The sequence below is a fragment of the Sanyastnella coralliicola genome, from assembly GCF_030845195.1.
Lineage (GTDB): Bacteria > Bacteroidota > Bacteroidia > Flavobacteriales_D > Sanyastnellaceae > Sanyastnella > Sanyastnella coralliicola.
Genome location: NZ_CP132543.1, coordinates 79577 through 98428 on the forward strand (window position 1 = coordinate 79577; position 18852 = coordinate 98428).

Consider the following 18852-nt stretch of genomic DNA (forward strand, 5'->3'; position numbering starts at 1 on the left):
TTTGAGAGCGGGGTGTAAAGTGCAGACAAACAAAAAAGGCCGTCAATCGACGGCCTTTTCCATTTCAAATAGTCTGATTTCTTACTGACGATCATCGCTGAGGTCAGCACCTTCTTTCATGGCGTTGAACAAACGGTTCGCAGCACCTGAGCGCATGCGTGTTGTTGTTTGATCTTGCTCATCAAGGTAGTTGTCTTTTTCTTCTGCGGCGATGATGTCGCTTGTTGGAGCGATGACCCAAACACCCGCTTCACCTTTGATCGGGAGTGACATGCTTCCTGAAGGAATCGCAAAGGCCAATCCTGCTACCTGTGGCTCTTGAGAAGCTCCTGAACCAGGTACCGTTGCATTCTTCAATGAGATGTTTCGTCCTGTCTTCACTTCTACACCAGCAATCTGTGCCGCCTCATCTAGGTTTGCTGCCTCTGCCAGCTTCTCTAGGTAGTATTCAGCCTTCGCTTCTTTGGTAGCTTCTTCACGCATTTCCTCTTCTACGTTTTCGAACGGAGGTGTTCCTGGCTCCATCACTTTGCTCAAGGCAGCGATCACGTATTCGTTCCCAATCAAGATTGGGTTCGATACTTCACCAAGTTCTGATTGGAATGCCCAACCTACCACTTCTGATGCGTTACGTAGCGTAGAGATGTTTGATGCTCCTTGACGAAGGTTGTTCGCTTCAGTTACAGCGTAACCCATCGTATCAGCTGCAGCTCGGAATGCTTCCAAGTTGTTGAAGTTGATCGTGAAGTCACTTGCAGAGTTGTATGCTCCTTTCTTTGTTGCTGTGCTAGCTTCAACTGGTACGCTTATTTCAGCGATCTGCGCTGTAGAGCTTGTCCACTGCTGACCAGTTACCTCGATCAAGTGGATACCGTAGTTTGTTTCTACTGCACCGATGCTTCCTACTGGGTTATCAAAACAGTAGTTCTCGAATGGCTTCACCATTTGTCCGCGTGGGAAGTTTTCATAAACCCCACCGTTGCTTGCAGATCCTGGGTCTTCGCTGAAACGCTTACATAGATCATCCCAATCTTCACCTGCTTTGTAACGACGCTTGATGCTGTCAGCTCGTGCTGTCAACATTTCGATCTCCGCTGCATCGTTTTTATTCTCAGACTTCAAAAGGATGTGACGACAGCTTACTGTCGAATCAGGAAGCTCTTCGATACGAACAATCTTAGCTACTTTAGATACACCACCATCTTCGTAAGGTCCAACAACGTTCCCAACGCCTGCAGCGAAGAGTGCCTTGTCACCTTCAGTGAGTGCATCTTTCTCTTTCATTGAACGAGCGATGTAACGACCAGCTTGACCAGCAACCCATGCTGAATCATCTTCTAGTGTTCTCCACTCATCAGCAACTGCTTGCTGAGTAGCGTTGATGGCATCGATATCAGCCTGTGAAGCTTCCACAGGAATCTTGATGAACTCGATGTTACGTCCTTTCTGCTGGCGGTACTCCGGATCATCTTTGTGCTGGTTGTAGTACGCACGTACGTCGCTGTCACTCACCGTTACCACTGAATCAGGAATAGCATCGTACTTCACGAATACGTAATCGATGTTCACCTTCTCTTGTCCTGAAGTATGCTCGTACTTCGCTTCGAGTGTATTCGCGTAGATACCACGCTCTACCAACGTGTTGTACTTCTCACGTAGACGCTTTGCAACGATGACGTTCGCGTATCCTTCGTAGTTCTTACGTCCAGGACCCACTTCATCGTTGTACATCTGTGAGAATGTGTTACGCCAGTTTTCTTTCGCTTCTGGTGTGACACCTCCCTGGTAGAAAGTACGTTGCATGTATGGAGAGATGTGTTCTCCAAAACGAATTTCGTCAAACTCCTCCTGGTTTACGTCTAGGCCAAGAGCCATGTAGTCGTCTGTCAGGATGTTTTTCTCGATAAGGTCATTCCATACCTCTGTTTCGAGCGACTGGTTGTTCGTGTAGTTGAATAGATCTCTACGCGTTTGAAGTGCAGTTTGGTAGTCAACTACGCTGATTGACGTTCCGTCAACCTCACCTACACTTTGGCTGTTACCTTGTCCTAAAAGCGCTTGTACCGCGTCAAAAGGAACCAAGAAACCAATCATACCAATACCGAGAAGAACAAGGGCTAAGAATAATAACCACTGAACAGAACGGATTTTTTCGAGCACTGCCATGTTTACAGCTTTAAATTTTTAGAGCCGCGAATATACGGAAACACCGTGACTTATGAAAGTCAGTCGTCTACTTCAAAACGAAGCTCTACGAGCTCGATGCGTGCTTGGTTGACGCGAACTACGCGAATCGAATAATCATCGACAGTGATCATGTCGTTCACGTTCGGGATATCCTCGGTGTGATGGATGATCAAACCACCAAGGGTGTCGTAGTCGTCGTGCTCAGGAAGCTTGAAGTCGTATTCTTCATTGAGGTAGTCAATCTCAAGACGTGCACTGAGCTGATAATGACCAGGTCCGAGGTTTTTCTCGACCAGTTCTTCTTTATCGTGCTCGTCTTCGATTTCTCCGAAGATCTCCTCTACAATGTCTTCAATGGTGATGATCCCAGAGGTGCCTCCAAACTCATCCACAACAACAGCCAGATTGTGCTTCTTCTTGATGAAGTTTTCGAGAATGTCATTCGCCGGCATAGGTTCCGGTATGATGAATACGGGCATCAAGATCTTGGTGATGTGCTCAGGTTTCTTGAACAAGTCGCGCACGTGCACATAACCAATGATGTTATCTATGCTATCGCGGAATACCACCACTTTCGATAACCCTGTCTCGATGAACTTCGCTCGCAGGTCAAGCAGGTCTTCTTCCACATCCACCGCAATGATCTCATTGCGGGGAATCAGACAGTCACGTGCTTTCAACTGACCAAAGTCGAGGGCATTCTGAAGAATCTGGATCTCATTCTCTAAGTCCTCATCAGGATCCATGTTCTGAGTGATCTCTTTGAGGTAATGGTCGAGGTCAACGGCACCATAAACCGCTTCTTCGTTTTCGGTGTTCGCTTTGAACACGCTACGCAAGAAGATCTTACTCAACCCCGTCACAAACCACGCAGGAATGAAAAGGATATAGAACAAGAGCAACAGCGGTACACAGAACACATTCAACCAACCATTCGGATTGATTCGGAAGATGGATTTCGGTAGGAATTCGGCTGTGATAAGGATGATGATAGTGGTAATGATGGTCTGAACCGCCAACACGAGGTACGGACTCACCGTGGTGGCCATGCTCCAATCTTCTACGCCAAAGATGAGTTGTGCGGTGGTGGCTCCAGCCTCGATACCATAGAATACCAGGGCGAGGTTGTTCCCCACGAGCATCGCTCCAATAAACAGTTTCGGACGTTTAAAGAAGATACTTAGGATCCGTGCGGTCCATTTGCCTTGCTTATTGTCAAGCTCAACCTTCAGCTTATTCGCTGACACGAAGGCGATCTCCATACCGGAGAAAAAGGCGGAAAAGAGAAGGGAAAGGGCAATGATAACCCAACTGTCATAGTCCATTCAGCACGGGGAATGATTCAACAACAAATTAACTAAAAACATCTTATTCGTCGGTACCCAATGTGCGCTCTAAACGACGGCGCACGTTTCTACGCAGGAAGTACCACAACAAAGCAATGGCTGGCATGACCAATCCAACCTTGCGCTCAGCAAGCTCACCGGTATACCACCAGTACGCTGTAATCGCTAGGGTCACAATCACTACAATCAACCAAAAGACTTCCGCAATCTTGTGGATGCGCATCACGGCATTGTTCTTTTCACGTTCGAGATTCGGGTCTTGGCTCATGGGGATGGGTTCGTGGTTCGTGGTTCGTGGTTCGTAGTTCGTAGTGCGTGGTACGTGGTACGTGGTACGTGGTTTTCTGGTTCTAAATCTAACTCTTATTCTAATTCTCCTTGTTATTCTGTCTCTCCTTCTTCCTCTAATTCTAACTCTTCGTCTTCTATGTACATCGTTCCGCTCACTTCCTTCATCTCGCGTTTCTTGAACCTGCTGTCTGTGATGAGGCCTTTTCCTCGGATGACGCTTTCTTCGGTGGTGATAACAACGTGTTTGTCTGTGTAGACGAGGTCGCTGTCTTGCACCCAGATGAGTTCTTCGGTGGCGAGTTTGTCTCCGTCTACATTGGTGAGGATGACGTTTTCGCGGGCGATTAATCGACCTTCCGTGTCCCAGAAGGTTCCGGTTTGAGCTACCATGGTAGCTTCTACTTGTTCGAGGCTATCGTAAATAGTGAGGGTGAAGCCACCGCTGACCTCAATGCGTGGGTCAGTGGTTTCAAAACGTTCGAGAACTGCGGCTTCCAGTTTATTTGAAAGCACCCCTTCACTGGTGTAGAAGTAGGTGCCGTTCTCAACCGTTTGCACCGCGAGATCTTGGTCTTCAGTAAGGGCCTTGATCTCGTCGATGTCATTACTACAAGAAACAAAGATTCCGGCCGCCAAGGCAACCGGAATCAAGTATTTCAATGTAAATGAGCTATTCATTAACGAATTCGGATCGTTGTAGATTCTCCAAGGCAAGTCGTGAATGACTGTCCTTCTTTCTTACCTACGGTGAAGATGTCTTCCTTCGAAGGGAATTGTTTCTTCATCTGAGCCATTTTCTTGTTCGCTGCGTCAGCTACTGAAGAGTCTTTGCTCTTCGCACGAGCGTAGTAATCGTACGCCAAGCTGTATACCATTCGTGATCCGATCGCGCCGTCATCGCACTGGCTAGCCATTCCCGCGATAGCGTCTCCGTGAAGGAGGTAAGCTGCACCGCTGTTCGGGTTGATCTGAAGTACTTTATTCGCGTAAGAACGAGCCTTCGATCCTTGCTTCAATGAGCTGGCAACTTGTCCTGCTTTCAACAGGTAGTTCTCCTTGTCCGAACAATCTCCACACTGCTCAACTGCTTCTTCTAAGTATTTCAGTCCTTCTCGCATATCTCCACCTTTCACAGATCCGATACCGATAGCATATGCGGCTGGAGCTGATGGCTCTTGTGCGTATACTTCTTTCGCAATTGGAAGGAAGATGTCGTTGTCTGTACAGTCCTTCTTATTCATCAAACGAAGCACTTTCTTCTTCAGCTCGAAATTGTCAGGCTCTGCTTCAATTTTCGCTTTCAATACAGGAACCATCTGATCACACTGTGCTACGAGAACAAAGATTTCGTCAACGTTTCCTTTCACTTTTCTGTACTGCTCCAAGATCTTCTCGTTCTCTTCACGCTTCAAACTAGCGTCGATGTAATCTTGTAGCATCAAGTAGTCAGTCAAGATATCTGACAAGTACTGATCTTGTTGTTCTTCAGAAGCCATCTTCGATACTTCGAACAGTGAACGGTAGTAACCGTCAATGGCAGAAGCTGGTGTTTGCTCACCCATGCAATCAAGTACTTCCTTGAACATAGCATAGGCTTCTTGGTGCTTGTTCTTGTAAAGCTTGTAGAAATCACCCGCTTTACGTGAAAGAACTTCACAACCATTCAATGGCTTCTTCTTTGTTTCTGGGTATAGCTCTCTCCACTTGTCGTAGTTCGCGAAAAGTGAATCAACCAATACTTTCTTGCGCTCTTTGTCTTCCTTTTCGTTTTTCAACTCATTCTTAATGAAAGTTGAACCGTGGCCGTAAAGGTTCTGGCTTACTTTAGGAGGACATACCTCACATGCTTCTTGCCATGCTGGGTAAGCGTCTTCGTAATTCTTTTGCTTTTTGAAGCTCTTGTAAACACTCAAAGCTTCCTTACAACGGATTTGCTGCTCTTCCGTTTCTCCGTATTTCGAATCGTCTTGCGCTTGAACTGCAGTGAATGCAGTCATCATCATCAAGGTTAAAAGTCCGGCAATGCGTTTCATTGATCTCAATTTTTCTTAGTCGTATTTTCTCTGTACGAACCAGGCGTTTCTGAAGTAAGGAGTAAGTGTTACTCCGATCATTATGTTCAAATAGTCTTCTTTCAATAGTACACCGTCGTTCACCCCTCTAGTTCCAAACTCCATGCCAAAATGGAATTTGCTTGCAGAGCGTGAACTAATCATCGGCATCGAGAAACCGAGCGATACCGCTTGATCGGTAATTTGCTCGTTGTTTACCACGTAATAGGTGTCTGCAGTGCGCATTCCTATGCGGTATTGGGTCTTCGCCAAAACATTGGCCTCGTCATCAATTTGACGAGGTGTAAAAGAGAAGCCAAAGGTCAACTCTGAACTATTGGCCAACTCTGGGGTGATTTCTTCATCATCAATCACCGTACGGTAGCTGCTCCAATCGCGCTGCTCGAAGTCAGCGTAAGCAGCGAAGGTGCGTCCTTCCGGACTTAGGTATTCATACCCCAAGCCATAACGCAGACGATCAGGGATCTCAGAGATACCGCGTCCTTCGATAGCTAAGCTTGTATCCAACGGGAAGATCACGCCTGAGTTGGTGATGGTCTGCTCGATTGTTTCCTCCAAGCGTGTGTTCATCTCAATACTCGGAGAGTAAGTCAAACCTGCTTTAACCTTGCTTCTTGAGATCAAGCGCTTGTCCTTATCGTAGGTTGCCTTGAGTGTTCCTTCGTAGTATGCTCCAATCTCTACTCCGGCATCTGAAAGTCGTGTGTTGCGAATGGCGCGCGTGTCGATGAAAGTCACATCATCGTAGTCCACAATACGTGTCTGGCTGATGTTTCCGAAGAAGTAGTTCACGTTGGCTCCGAAACCAAAGGAATGCTTCACCACTTTAAGACTATCGTAAGCCACACCGGTGTTGTCTCTCCAGTAGCGGTATTCGTAAATGTCAAATTTACGTCCAGCACCTACGAATGCCTTATTGATACCACCATTGCCTTCGTAGCTGTAGGTAATATCACCAATGTCATCTGTGATCTCAGAAGAGATGCTGTAGCCACTTGTAGAATACGGCGTTACTCCCAACACAAATCCGGTCTTAGCATTTCCACGTTTGAAGCCGATGAGGAACTGGTCTAGGTTACCACCACTCAATTCTTGAGTAGCGTCGCCTTGTGTTAAACGCAATTGTTGAATACGAGCTGAAGCTTGGAAGGTGGTGTTGAACAGGTAACCGTAGGTTGCTGGGTTGTCTCCATTGATCATGTAGCGATCATTGAAGGCCGTTCGGCTGCCACCTAGGCTAAAGGTACCCACGTTTCCTCCTTGGTAGAGGTCACCCAATCCAAAGCGTGAATATGGCGACAGGTTAGAGAGCTGAGCCTCCGCGAATAGCGAGCTGAGCATCAGTACAAGTAGGAGTGCAAGTTTACTTCGCATTGAAGCGTAAAATTTCGTGGTATCCCTTAAGTGTCCAATAAGGGTCTGCAAAAATGGGACTTTTTGCACCTTGGTCAAAATGAACAACATCACCACCTGTAAATACCTTGAATAAAGGGCCCAATTCATCTTCATAAGCTTGAGTCATTGCGTTAATCTCTTGAATCCAACCGTTCAGCGTGCCACTTTGCAACGCTTTTTGGGTGGAGTCACCGATCAAAGCAACCTCTTCTGGAATGTCAACCTCTGGTAAACGGGCGGTCATTTGGTTCATTGCCTTGGTTCTCATCAACAATCCCGGAGAAATTGCACCTCCAATGAAGGTGTTCTCATGTAAGATGTCGTAAGTCACGCATGTACCCATGTCTACCACCAAAGCATTTCCTTCGCTAGCCACTGCTGCCATCACCACATTCGCGAGGCGATCGCTTCCAACAGTAGCGCGTGAGTCATAATGCACTTCGATCGGCAATGGTGTGACGGCGTCAAAGACCAAGACGTTACACTCAGCCTTCAATTCATTGATAAAAGCTTCGTTAAAATGTCCTGAAGCAGCATAGAAAACGTGCTCGATGTCATCCAGCGAGTAGCTTTCTTCTACTGTTTCAATAGATAGATTCGCCTCATTACTGATTTCCATAAGGTCCACAAGGGAATTGGATTCGTCGAAGAAGGCGAGTTTGACGCGTGTATTGCCGTGGTCGATCACCAGATTCATATCACTGCCATTTGACGGTTTCCATCATGTGCGTGATGTCGCGGCGTATGAAGTCAACCACTGGTGCCAATGAATCGGCATTGGGAGCATGGTCAAAATAGAGTGAGCCACGCAGGAAGTGGTTGGTGCTATCGGTAACATAGAACTGTACCGGTGATGCGACATCTCCTTGGAGGTCATACACCATCCCGTGAACACGTGTTGAATCAACATGTAGTTCTGTTCGAGCGATGGCTTCAGCCTTCATCTCATGCTTGAATGCAAACTTGTAGGCATCGTCAATCATCAAATGGATGTCTTGGTCTACCGTCAGGTAGGTGCAATACAAGCGGGCATTATAGCGCGGCATCACGATGTTGAACCAGCAGGTGTCGTTACCTGCATCTAAGATCTCGACCTTGCTGTAAACAGGTATCTCTGTCGTTAACGGACAACGCGTAGTATATACGTCATACGTTTTCTCGGGGAAGTCAATACGGAAATACCCACGTGGACGAGGCGTATAGTTCTCTTCGCAAGAAGTCAAGGTGGCGATCAATGCGAGCAAGCAAAGAATGAGGATGTTATTCTTCATCAGGGAGTTCAACTTTGGTCACCTTCACGCGCTTTACTTTTCTTCTATCTGATGCATCAACGGTGAATTGGAGACAATCAAACTCAAAACGCTCACCTTTCAAAGGTATTTTACCAGCCTGCTCAATTACGAAACCGGCAAGGGTATCGCTATCGCCTTTGGCCGCCTCAAACGGGTCACCATCGATGTCGAGCAATCGATAAATGTCTATCAGGGCTGTCTTTCCTTCGAAGATGTAATTATTTTCATCGAGCTTTGAGTAGTTGATGTCTTCTTCATCAAACTCATCGGTAATCTCACCAACGATTTCCTCGATGACGTCTTCTAAGGTCACGATTCCAGAGGTTCCTCCGTATTCGTCAACGACTACAGCCAGGTGAATCTTCTTCTCTTGGAATTCGCGCAACAGATCATCAATCTTCTTATTCTCTGGAACGAAGAATGGACTGCGAAGCAACACATTCCAGTTTTCTGGCTCTTTCTCAAAATGAGGGAGAAGGTCTTTCACGTACAGGATGCCAGCGATCTCGTCAATACTGTCTTTATATACCGGAATACGGGAGTGTCCGCTGTCAATCACATCATTGAATAAGTCAGCCCAGTTGGTATTAATGTTGAAGCCAGTGACATCGGTTCGTGGCGTCATTATTTGTTTCACATCTTTCGAGCCAAAACTGACGATTCCTTCGAGAATCTTCTTTTCTTCTTCACTCCGTCCTTCGGTGTCAGTTAGTTCCAAGGCGTGTTCCAGTTCTTCTACAGAAACAGAGGCAGTAGAATTGTTCGGAAAACGATTTTGAATGGCGCTACCCATCCAAACCAGCGGTCGCCAGAAAGGGAAGAAGATACGTTCGCTCACTTGCAATGGCATAGCCATGAAACGAGCGAGCTGCAGGTTATAGTTGGTCGCATAAACCTTTGGAATGACCTCACCGAAGAGGACAATCAGAAAGGTAATTCCTGCTACGTTGATCAAGATTTCCGCGATAGCGCTTAAGCTACCTGGAGGAAAAATTTGCCCCATCACCACAGTAGATAGGAGAATGATCAGGATGTTGATGAAGTTGTTGAGCACAAGAATGGTGGCCAACAAGTTGCGAGGCCCCGTTTCAATGTCTGGGGCTTCAATCAAATTCAAAATACGTTCAGAGGAGGTCGACTCTTCTTCTCTTAGAGAAGCCAGTTCACTTGGGCCGATGGAAAAGAAGGCGACTTCTGAACCAGATACCAAGGCACTACACACCAGTAGCAAAAGCATGACAAGCGTGGGCACAATAAATGCAGTGCTTAATAAGGAAGAGAATATGAAGAGAAGTTCACTCGGAGGTTCCAAACTCTAAAGATTCGTTCAACATCAGAACGGGAGGTCGTCTGCCCCTTCGTCCATTTGACCAACTTGCGTTGTCTGTGCTGCTTGAGCTGGCTGAGCCGCTTGCGCTGGATGTGGCGCCTGCGCCTGGCGGTTGTCTTGTCCTTCAGGACGGCCAAGCAACTGCATAACGTCACCAACTACTTCGGTAGTGTAACGCTTCTGTCCGCTTTCATCTTCCCAAGAACGTGTGCGAATCTTTCCTTCGATGTACACCTGAGAACCTTTGTGTAGGTATTTTTCTGCAGTTTCAGCCAAACGACGCCACAGCACAACATTGTGCCATTCTGTTTGGGTACGCTTCTCGCCAGAGTTGCGATCAGTGTATGTTTCTGAAGTTGCGATTGGGAATGAGCATACTGCTACTCCACTTTGTGTATGTCTGAGCTCAGGGTCTTTTCCGAGATTCCCTAAGAGGATTACTTTGTTTATACCTGCCATAGAACAAAGGTAGCAATATATAAGGCAGTTTATGCCCCCGTGGAAAACTCTTCTAGGGGGTCCAGAAGAGGTCTTGTGCTTTGTCTATCAAGCGAGGAATTGGCAAGTTGTCAAAGGCACCTTTCGCTACCCAAGATTCATCATTCTTGGGCTCAATTTTTTGATCTGTTGAAGCAATGATGAAACGCGCTTGAATCTTCCGATGGGAGAGGATGTGCTTAAAGCTCTCTGAAATGTGGGCTACGTTGAAGCTTTTCCCCAAAGCCGTTTGTAGTTGGGTGATGGCTTCTTCTTCAGTGATGGCTTTCGGATGTTCGATACTCGGAAAGTCATACATGTTGGCCCAAATACCCTTCGCTGGCCGTTTTCTCACTAACAGTTCATCTCGATGTTTAAGTACTATATAATAGGTGTGTACTGCTTTGGTTTTCGTTTTCTTCTCTTTGAACGGAATGCGGTCGAAGCTTTGGTCTTTATTCGCCTGGCAATCATCTTGCCACGGACAGCTGCTACAAAGCGGGTTTTGGGGTTTGCATACCAAGGCACCGAGTTCCATGACGCTTTGGTTGAAGTCGCCAGGGTGGGAGTTAGGTAAGATCTTGGTCATGGTTTCGCGTACTTTTTTCTCGCCTTTGGCGGAATTGATCGCGTCTTCCATGCCAATCAATCGCGAAATCACGCGAAGTACATTTCCATCGACAACAGGGATGGCTTCATTGTAAGCGATGGAAGCAATGGCTGCTGCGGTGTACGGACCAATTCCCTTTAAGCTGCGTAACCCTTCCGCGCTAGCGGGAAAAACACCATCATGCTCATTTACCACTTGTTTGGCAGCAAAAAGCAGGTTGCGCGCACGAGAATAGTAGCCTAGTCCTTGCCAGAGCTTTAAAACCTCTTCTTCTTCCGCGCTAGCGAGGTCATGAACGGTAGAAAAACGGTCAGTAAATTTCAGGTAATAGGCCGTCCCTTGATCCACCCGAGTCTGCTGAAGAATAATCTCTGAAAGCCAGATCTTGAAGGGGTTAGCGTCTTCGCGCCAAGGTAGCTGACGCTTATTTTGCTGGTACCATTCGAGGATCTTTTCCGCTAATACTTCCATCTGCTTGTAACACAAGGGATTGTTAATTGTTAAAAATGACGGAGCACTATTTTAGTTTTCAATGAAATAGGACTATCTTTGCGCTCCGTTTTTTGAGAACCACAAATAGAAGAAATTATGACGAAGGCGGATATCGTGAACGAGATCGCAGACAAGACTGGAATTGAGAAAGCTGACGTGCAGACTACCATCGAAGCATTTATGGCAACTGTAAAGGGGTCATTGGAAAAAGGTGAAAATGTGTACCTACGCGGATTCGGAAGCTTTGTGATCAAAACACGCGCTAAGAAGACTGGACGTAACATCTTGAAGAACACAACGATCGTTATTCCAGCACATAATATTCCTTCATTCAAGCCTGCGAAAACATTCGTAGACGGGGTGAAGAACAAGGTCTCTGTTAAGTAATGAGCGGTAAGACCGCCAAACTTGCAGTTGTACTAGGCGCAATAGCCCTGATCGTTCTTTTTATGGTAATGCCTCGCCAACCGGAATCGGTGGTCGAGGAAGTAGGTGAACAAAAGCCTGCATCGGCAGCTGAGATTGAACTCATGGCAGCCGTGGAGCAAGTCCAAAATGGGGGAAACCCTATGGAAGGGATTATGCGCATCAGAGCACTGCTAGAAGAAGATTCTACGTATGCCGATGCACACCTTTGGTTGGGCTTCTTCAGCTTGCAGTCTGGGCAAACCGACAAAGCAGTGAGTCGCTTCAATAAAGTGAAGCAACTTGACCCACTCAACCCAGAGCCATTTTGGCAATTGGGAATGATGCACATCGACAAGGAAGACTATCGATCTGCGATTCCTGAGCTGGAACAAGCAGTGGTGAGAGATTCAGCTTATGTGAATGGCATGTTCTTCATGGCGCGATGCTACGAAGAGCTACAAATGCCAGACAGCGCTTTGTTCTACTACGAAAGTTACCTGCCTTTCGCACCCGATACTGTGGTGACGAATCGCGTGAACGACTTTATAACAAATTTGAAAGAAGAAATAAACCGATAAGCTATGCCAAGCGGAAAGAAAAGAAAGCGTCATAAGATGTCGACGCACAAGCGCAAGAAGAGGCTTCGTAAGAACAGACACAAGAAGAAGAAGTAATCTGTTCGGGTGCTATTTAGCACCCGCAACTTTCTTTTTCTTATTGTTCTAATGAAGTAACGTTTAATGCGCAGCATGTGAATGTAGAACTGGTCATAAATTCTACGAAAGAAGGCACTGAAATAGCCTTGCTTCATGACCGGACGCTGGTTGAATTGCACAAAGAGCATGTCAACCAAGAATATGCTGTAGGAGACCTATACGTAGGTAAGGTTCGCAAAGTATTGCCGAGCCTTAATGCAGCATTTGTGGATGTTGGATACGAGAGAGATGCGTTTTTGCATTACCTCGATCTAGGTCCGCAGTTTGCCTCGATGAAATTGTACGCGAGGCGCGTTATGACGGGAAAACAGCAGTCCTCTAGTCTGGCAGACTTCCGAAAGTTGCCTGACATTGATAAGGGGGGTAAGATCAAAGATCAGCTGTCGAGCAGCCAGCAAGTGCTGGTGCAAGTCGCAAAAGAGCCTATTTCAGCCAAAGGTCCGCGCCTGACAACGGAAGTAACGTTGCCGGGTCGCTTCATTGTGCTCGTGCCTTTTTCTACAAAAATCTCCCTTTCACAACGTATCCAGAACGAAGAAGAACGTACGCGTCTTCGTCGTCTGATGCAGAGTATCAAGCCGCCTAACTTCGGTGTGATCGTACGTACGGTTGCCGAAAATAAGGGAGCGGCTGAACTGCACGCTGACTTGTCTGAGCAAGTAAAGCGTTGGGAGCAGCTGTATGACAACCTCAAGAAGAACAAGAAACCACCTCACCGTGTCTTAGGTGAGATTGGTAAAACCAACGCGCTGTTGCGCGATATTCTGACACCGAATTTCTCTGCTATTCACGTCAACGACGAAGGCATTGCGAATGAGGTGAAAGATTTCCTTCGCTCCATTGCTCCTGATAAAGAAGGGGTGGTGAAGCTGTCGAAAGGAAAAGACCTCTTTGATACCTTCCACATCCACAAACAGATCAAAGCAACCTTCGGGAAGCAGGTAAATCTAAAGAGCGGTGCGTACTTGATTATCGAGCATACGGAGGCCATGCACGTGATTGACGTGAACAGTGGTGGACGTAAAGGCGGTGTCAAGAATCAAGAGGAAAACGCACTCCAGACCAACCTCGAATGTGCACGCGAAATTGCTCGCATCTTGCGCCTTCGTGATATGGGTGGAATCATTTGTATCGACTTCATCGATATGGGTGACCGTGCGAACCAGAAGAAACTATTCGAAGAGCTGAAAAAAGCCATGTCAACCGACAAGGCGAAGCACAACATTCTTCCTCCAAGTCGTTTCGGAGTGGTAGAAATCACTCGCCAGCGTGTTCGCGAGGTAACTGATATTACTACGGCTGAGAAATGTCCTTCTTGTGGAGGTAAGGGAGTAGTGGAAGCTCCGATCCTATTCACAGATACCATCGAAAATAACTTGCGCTACCTGCGTGAGGATAAGAAGATGACCAATGTTCGTTTGGTAGTGCACCCAATGGTGGAGGCTTACCTGACGAAAGGACTCTGGAATAGCACCATCAAGAAGTGGCGTAAGCAGTACAAGATGAAGATTGCGCTTGAAGCGAATTCATCACTCCAATTCCTGGAGCATCATTTCTACGATAGTAAAGACGAAGAGATCACCCTCTGATCATCTTACCTCACTCGGAAAGGCTATGAAATGCTTGAGTACCGGTTGGCTTAATGTTGACAGGTTCAAGTGGTCACTTGCTTCGGCTACATCTTTTGTGGTGCCATCCTTGAACAAGATCTTGATCTCGTTAGCGGCGGAACTGTACGCACGGTTGTCGATAGACTCCTGAATCAAGAAGTATGAAGCTTCGTGGTCGTTCAAGTTGAAGGTATTCTTGATGCGCTCAATCTTCTCATGAACTTCAGCCTCTGAGAACTCTTCTTTTCGAAGATCAATCTTGAATAGCTCACGTGATGACAGGCGCTTACAAAGCTCAGCTAGTACAGTGTCTTCGTGATCTTGCCATACTTTGATGGAGCTCAAAATATCGTAATCATCTAAACGACAGAAGGTGCTCAATACATCTGGATTACTCAAGAATTCTTCTCGAGTAAAGTCGTTGTTGAGGAAAGTCATTAACGCCGGTGAAGCAAAGAGTTCTACTCCTTCTCGGCTTAGTTCTTTCGCTCGTTTTAGAATATTCACCAGCATGAACTCAGCAGAAAGTACTGTCTTGTGAAGGTAAACCTGCCAGTACATCAGGCGACGGGCAACGATGAACTTCTCAATTGAATAGATTCCTTTCTCTTCTACCACCAATTGATCATCCACCACATTCAACATCTTAATAATGCGGTCTGATCCTACTTGTCCTTCAGTGACTCCCGAGTAGAAACTGTCACGGCGCAAGTAGTCAAGTCGATCCATGTCGAGCTGACTAGATACAAGCTGGTGTAGGAAGTGCTTTGGATAGTGATTGTTGAAGATCTCAATCGTCATATCGAGCTCACCATTCAACTCTTCGTTGAGGTAGTTCATGATGAAGACTGAGATGTCTTCGTGGCTAATCCCCTTCACCAAGGTGTGCTCTAGTGCATGCGAGAACGGACCATGGCCAATGTCGTGCAACAAAATAGCAGTGCAGACCGCCTTTGCTTCTTCCTCCGTGATTTCGTGTCCTTTTTGACGGATCTCTTCTATGGCTCCTTGCATCAAATGCATGGCACCAATGGCATGATGAAAACGGTTGTGCGTCGCTCCCGGATACACCAAGTGAGATAAGCCCAATTGAGAAATTCGACGTAAGCGTTGGAAGTAAGGATGGTCAATGAGATCTAAGAGACGTTCGTAGCGCAAAGTGATAAAGCCATAGACCGGGTCGTTCAGGATCTTACGTTTGTTCATGTGTTCTTGAATCTCACTGCGCAGGGCACGAAACTGCGCTACTTTGCGTTTCTTTGTGGTAGTGGCGAAATCGCCGCTCCAAATATAGCCAAAGCACCGCGGTAAGAAGGTGTCTGGCATAAATTCAGAAGCTACACTACATGTCACAAGTACGGATCCTTTGGGCAGATGACGAGATCGACCTGCTAAAACCCCACGTTCTCTTTCTTGAACAAAAAGGCTACGAGGTCGTTGCCGTGAACAATGGTGCCGAGGCAGTAGAGTTGGCCGAGGAACAACACTTCGATATCGTGTTCCTCGATGAGAACATGCCTGGATTGAGTGGCTTGGAGACCCTTCAGAAGATGAAGGAAAATGATGCGACACTTCCGATCATTATGATCACCAAAAGTGAAGAGGAGCACATCATGGAAGAGGCCATTGGTTCCAAGATTTCTGACTACCTGATCAAGCCGGTGAATCCAAATCAGATTCTTCTTTCAATCAAAAAGAATCTAGATAAGAATCGCTTGGTGAGTGAGCGCACTACTTCTGGATATCAACGACAGTTCCAGCAGATTGGAATGCAGTTGAACGATCGATTAGACTATCATGATTGGACTGAACTCTACAAGAAACTTGTTTACTGGGATCTGGAATTAGAAGATTCACAAGACAAGGGTATGAGTGAGGTTTTCCGCATGCAACAGATCGATGCGAACAACCAATTCGTTCGCTTTATCAAAGAGAATTATGAGGATTGGCTCAACGGAATTGAAGAAGCTCCGGTGATGTCGCACAACCTCTTTCAGAATAAGGTGAAGCCGATCATCGAGTCTACGGGTGACAAGCCTGTTTTCCTCTTCTTGATCGACAACCTTCGTTACGATCAGTGGAAGACTCTTCAACCGCGCATCAGCGAATTCCTTCGCGTGGAGGATGAAGAGATGTTCTATTCGATCTTGCCTACAGCTACGCATTATGCTCGTAACGCGATTTTCGCGGGCTTGATGCCTTCTGAAATTGCACGTCGTTTCCCTGACATGTGGAAGACAGAAAACGATGAAGGCGGGAAGAACAATCACGAAGCAGACTTTTTGGCGAGCAACCTGAAGCGCATGGGAATGGATATCTCATGGAGCTACAACAAGATCACCAACTTGAACGCCGGGAAGCGATTGGCCGACTCATTCTTCGAGCTGAAGGACAACAAGCTAAATGTGATCGTCTACAACTTCGTAGATATGCTTTCGCATGCCCGCACTGAGATGGAGGTGATTAAGGAGCTTGCTGATGATTCACCAGCTTACCGATCACTGACGCAGTCATGGTTCGATCATAGTCCGTTGATTGAAATGATGCAGAAGGCAGCCGAAATGGGTGGTCACTTCATCATTACAACCGATCACGGAACGGTACGAGTAGAAGACCCAGTGAAGATTGTGGGAGATCGCAACACCAATACGAATCTTCGTTACAAGGCAGGGCGAAACCTCAACTACAACGAGAAAGAAGTTTACGAGGTACGTGATCCAGACGATGTCTTCTTGCCGAAATACAATGTATCAACTCACTATGTCTTCGCGACGAAGGATGATTTCTTTGTTTACCCGAACAACTACAATCACTTCGTGAAGTACTATCGCCATACTTTCCAGCACGGAGGGGTATCCATGGAAGAGATGTTGATTCCATTTATCTCATTGTCTACGAAGTAAGATGAACTTTCGCGCACCTGATCTGCCAGCCATGGAGGAAGTGGCGAAGCAGTTGATTGACTTGTTACCCGACGATGGAATCATCGTGGTAGAAGGCGAAATGGGTGCGGGAAAAACTACCTTGATTACTCAATTGTGTGCGGCACTTGGAGTAGAAGACAAGGTGAGTAGTCCGACATTTTCATTGGTCAATGAATACCGAACGTCAGATGATGATTTGATCTTCCATTTTGATTTGTACCGACTCGAAGATCCGGAAGAAGCCCTTGATTTTGGAATCGAAGAGTACTTCGATCAAGGCGCTCGTTGTTTCATTGAATGGGCTGATCGATTGGGGTCATACCTTCCCGAAACCCACTATGTGATATCAATTGAAGACCAAGAAGGGACGCGCTCCATCACATTTACCAAGAATCAATAGTTGATCCTTCGCAGAGTTTTGAGAGCTAAACAAGCCTCCCAATTCCGTATCTTCGAGAACTAAGCTTAACATCCCGGTCGATGGATTCAAAAAAAGATGCGATCAGGGCACTTGCCCAAGAAGCTGCCCTCCTTCCACAGGAGGAAATGTTGGAGGTTGGAAAACGCCATCAGCGGCTAACCATCGGAATTCCGAAAGAAACTTCTTTCCAGGAAAAACGAGTGGCTCTTGTGCCAGAAGCAGTAGCGATGCTTACTGCTCATGGTCATGAAGTGATCGTTGAAACCAATGCCGGACGTGACGCTTCGTTCCAAGACAAGGATTATTCTGAAGCTGGAGCGAAGATTGTCTACGATACCAAAGAAGTATTCCAAAGCAACATCATTCTGAAAGTAGCTCCTCCGTCATTGGAAGAGGTGAAAATGATGCCTGGAAAACAGACATTGCTATCAGCCCTTCAGCTGACGGTGCAGCCTGTGGATTCTTTGAAGATGTTGATTAGCAAGAAAATCACGGCCATTGCTTGGGATTATGTGCGCGATGAAACAGGGATTTTCCCAGTGGTGCGTTCGATGGGTGAAATCGCAGGAAATACTTCGGTATTGATTGCGGCAGAACACCTCTCCAATGTGAACCAAGGGCAAGGACTTATGTTCGGAGGAATCTCTGGGGTTCGTCCAACGGAGGTAGTGATTCTTGGAGCTGGAACCGTCGGAGAATTTGCGGCCAGAGCAGCCATTGGTTTGGGAGCAAGCGTGAAGCTGTTCGATAATAGCATGTACAAACTCCGTCGTATTCAGAATGACCTCGGTCAGCGTTTATGGACCTCTACGATCCAGCCTTCTGTGTTGGAAGAAGCACTATCGAAAGCTGATGTAGCGATTGGAGCTTTGCGCGCACCATTCGGTCGCACTCCATGTGTTGTGACGGAGAATATGGTGAGCCAAATGAAATACGGTTCTGTAATCGTTGACATCTCGATTGATCAAGGAGGATGCTTCGAAACGAGCCGCGTGACCAATCATGATACGCCAACCTTTAAGGAGTACGGAGTAGTTCACTATTGTGTACCGAACGTTGCGAGTCGAGTAAGCCGAACGGCTAGTTCTGCCTTGAGCAACATCTTCGCACCAATTCTTGTGAATGTTGGGAGTGATGGCGGTTGGACTTCAGCGATCAAACGTCACCCTGGATTGCGAGATGGAGTTTACCTGTTCAATGGGTCATTGGTAAATGAGATCATTGGAGAGGCATTCAACCTCCCTTACAAGCGTTTGGATCTCTTGCTTGCTGCACTCTAAT

The 18852-nt window shown here is 46.7% G+C and carries 18 protein-coding genes; 6 read left to right on the forward strand and 12 right to left on the reverse strand.

The window, feature by feature from the left end:
• Positions 1-81 precede the first annotated feature (81 nt).
• The 11 genes from RA156_RS00325 to mutY all read right to left on the reverse strand — a co-directional run bounded on the left by RA156_RS00325 (position 82) and on the right by mutY (position 11471).
• Positions 82-2166, reverse strand: coding sequence for a peptidylprolyl isomerase (locus RA156_RS00325; protein WP_306641831.1), 2085 nt, complete (start codon positions 2164-2166; stop codon positions 82-84).
• 59 nt (positions 2167-2225) lie between these two features.
• Positions 2226-3449 carry a hemolysin family protein gene (locus RA156_RS00330; protein WP_306641833.1) on the reverse strand — a complete coding sequence of 408 codons (1224 nt, stop codon included), beginning with the start codon at positions 3447-3449 and terminating at the stop codon, positions 2226-2228.
• Between the two features lie 106 nt (positions 3450-3555).
• Positions 3556-3801 carry a hypothetical protein gene (locus RA156_RS00335; protein WP_306641835.1) on the reverse strand — a complete coding sequence of 82 codons (246 nt, stop codon included), beginning with the start codon at positions 3799-3801 and terminating at the stop codon, positions 3556-3558.
• 113 nt (positions 3802-3914) lie between these two features.
• Positions 3915-4502 (reverse strand): LPS export ABC transporter periplasmic protein LptC, encoded by a 588-nt coding sequence (gene lptC / locus RA156_RS00340; protein WP_306641836.1) that lies wholly within the window; start codon positions 4500-4502, stop codon positions 3915-3917.
• Positions 4502-5857 carry a tetratricopeptide repeat protein gene (locus RA156_RS00345; RefSeq protein ID WP_306641837.1) on the reverse strand — a complete coding sequence of 452 codons (1356 nt, stop codon included), beginning with the start codon at positions 5855-5857 and terminating at the stop codon, positions 4502-4504. Before RA156_RS00345 ends, lptC begins: the two co-directional genes overlap by 1 nt.
• Positions 5858-5872: 15 nt before the next feature.
• Positions 5873-7270 (reverse strand): hypothetical protein, encoded by a 1398-nt coding sequence (locus RA156_RS00350; RefSeq protein WP_306641838.1) that lies wholly within the window; start codon positions 7268-7270, stop codon positions 5873-5875.
• A complete protein-coding gene (locus tag RA156_RS00355) occupies positions 7260-7988 on the reverse strand; it encodes a type III pantothenate kinase (protein WP_306641839.1) in 729 nt (242 codons plus the stop codon). Before RA156_RS00355 ends, RA156_RS00350 begins: the two co-directional genes overlap by 11 nt.
• A 1-nt stretch (position 7989) precedes the next feature.
• Positions 7990-8562 carry a gliding motility lipoprotein GldD gene (gene gldD, locus RA156_RS00360; protein ID WP_306641840.1) on the reverse strand — a complete coding sequence of 191 codons (573 nt, stop codon included), beginning with the start codon at positions 8560-8562 and terminating at the stop codon, positions 7990-7992.
• Positions 8552-9820, reverse strand: a complete 1269-nt coding sequence (gene gldE, locus RA156_RS00365) for a gliding motility-associated protein GldE (protein WP_306641841.1) — start codon at positions 9818-9820, stop codon at positions 8552-8554. Before gldE ends, gldD begins: the two co-directional genes overlap by 11 nt.
• A 96-nt stretch (positions 9821-9916) precedes the next feature.
• Positions 9917-10372 (reverse strand): single-stranded DNA-binding protein, encoded by a 456-nt coding sequence (locus RA156_RS00370; protein WP_306641842.1) that lies wholly within the window; start codon positions 10370-10372, stop codon positions 9917-9919.
• Positions 10373-10424: 52 nt separating this feature from the next.
• A complete protein-coding gene (gene mutY / locus RA156_RS00375) occupies positions 10425-11471 on the reverse strand; it encodes an A/G-specific adenine glycosylase (protein ID WP_306641843.1) in 1047 nt (348 codons plus the stop codon).
• 117 nt (positions 11472-11588) lie between these two features.
• On the opposite strand from mutY, the gene RA156_RS00380 reads away from it, so the two are divergent.
• The 3 genes from RA156_RS00380 to RA156_RS00390 all read left to right on the forward strand — a co-directional run bounded on the left by RA156_RS00380 (position 11589) and on the right by RA156_RS00390 (position 14205).
• Positions 11589-11879 carry an HU family DNA-binding protein gene (locus RA156_RS00380; protein WP_306641844.1) on the forward strand — a complete coding sequence of 97 codons (291 nt, stop codon included), beginning with the start codon at positions 11589-11591 and terminating at the stop codon, positions 11877-11879.
• Positions 11879-12478, forward strand: a complete 600-nt coding sequence (locus tag RA156_RS00385; RefSeq protein WP_306641845.1) for a tetratricopeptide repeat protein — start codon at positions 11879-11881, stop codon at positions 12476-12478. The genes RA156_RS00380 and RA156_RS00385 overlap by 1 nt, the downstream gene beginning before the upstream one ends.
• A 173-nt stretch (positions 12479-12651) precedes the next feature.
• On the forward strand, positions 12652-14205 hold the full coding sequence (locus tag RA156_RS00390) for an Rne/Rng family ribonuclease (protein ID WP_306641847.1): 1554 nt from the start codon (positions 12652-12654) through the stop codon (positions 14203-14205).
• On the opposite strand, the gene RA156_RS00395 is transcribed toward RA156_RS00390, so the two are convergent.
• Positions 14206-15432, reverse strand: a complete 1227-nt coding sequence (locus RA156_RS00395; protein ID WP_306641849.1) for an HD domain-containing protein — start codon at positions 15430-15432, stop codon at positions 14206-14208.
• 140 nt (positions 15433-15572) lie between these two features.
• On the opposite strand from RA156_RS00395, the gene porX reads away from it, so the two are divergent.
• From porX to RA156_RS00410, 3 genes are all read left to right on the forward strand, one after another.
• Positions 15573-17129 carry a T9SS response regulator signal transducer PorX gene (gene porX, locus RA156_RS00400; RefSeq protein WP_306641851.1) on the forward strand — a complete coding sequence of 519 codons (1557 nt, stop codon included), beginning with the start codon at positions 15573-15575 and terminating at the stop codon, positions 17127-17129.
• A gap of 1 nt (position 17130) precedes the next feature.
• On the forward strand, positions 17131-17550 hold the full coding sequence (tsaE, locus tag RA156_RS00405; protein WP_306641853.1) for a tRNA (adenosine(37)-N6)-threonylcarbamoyltransferase complex ATPase subunit type 1 TsaE: 420 nt from the start codon (positions 17131-17133) through the stop codon (positions 17548-17550).
• An 80-nt stretch (positions 17551-17630) separates the two neighbouring features.
• On the forward strand, positions 17631-18851 hold the full coding sequence (locus tag RA156_RS00410) for an alanine dehydrogenase (protein ID WP_306641855.1): 1221 nt from the start codon (positions 17631-17633) through the stop codon (positions 18849-18851).
• Position 18852 lies beyond the last annotated feature (1 nt).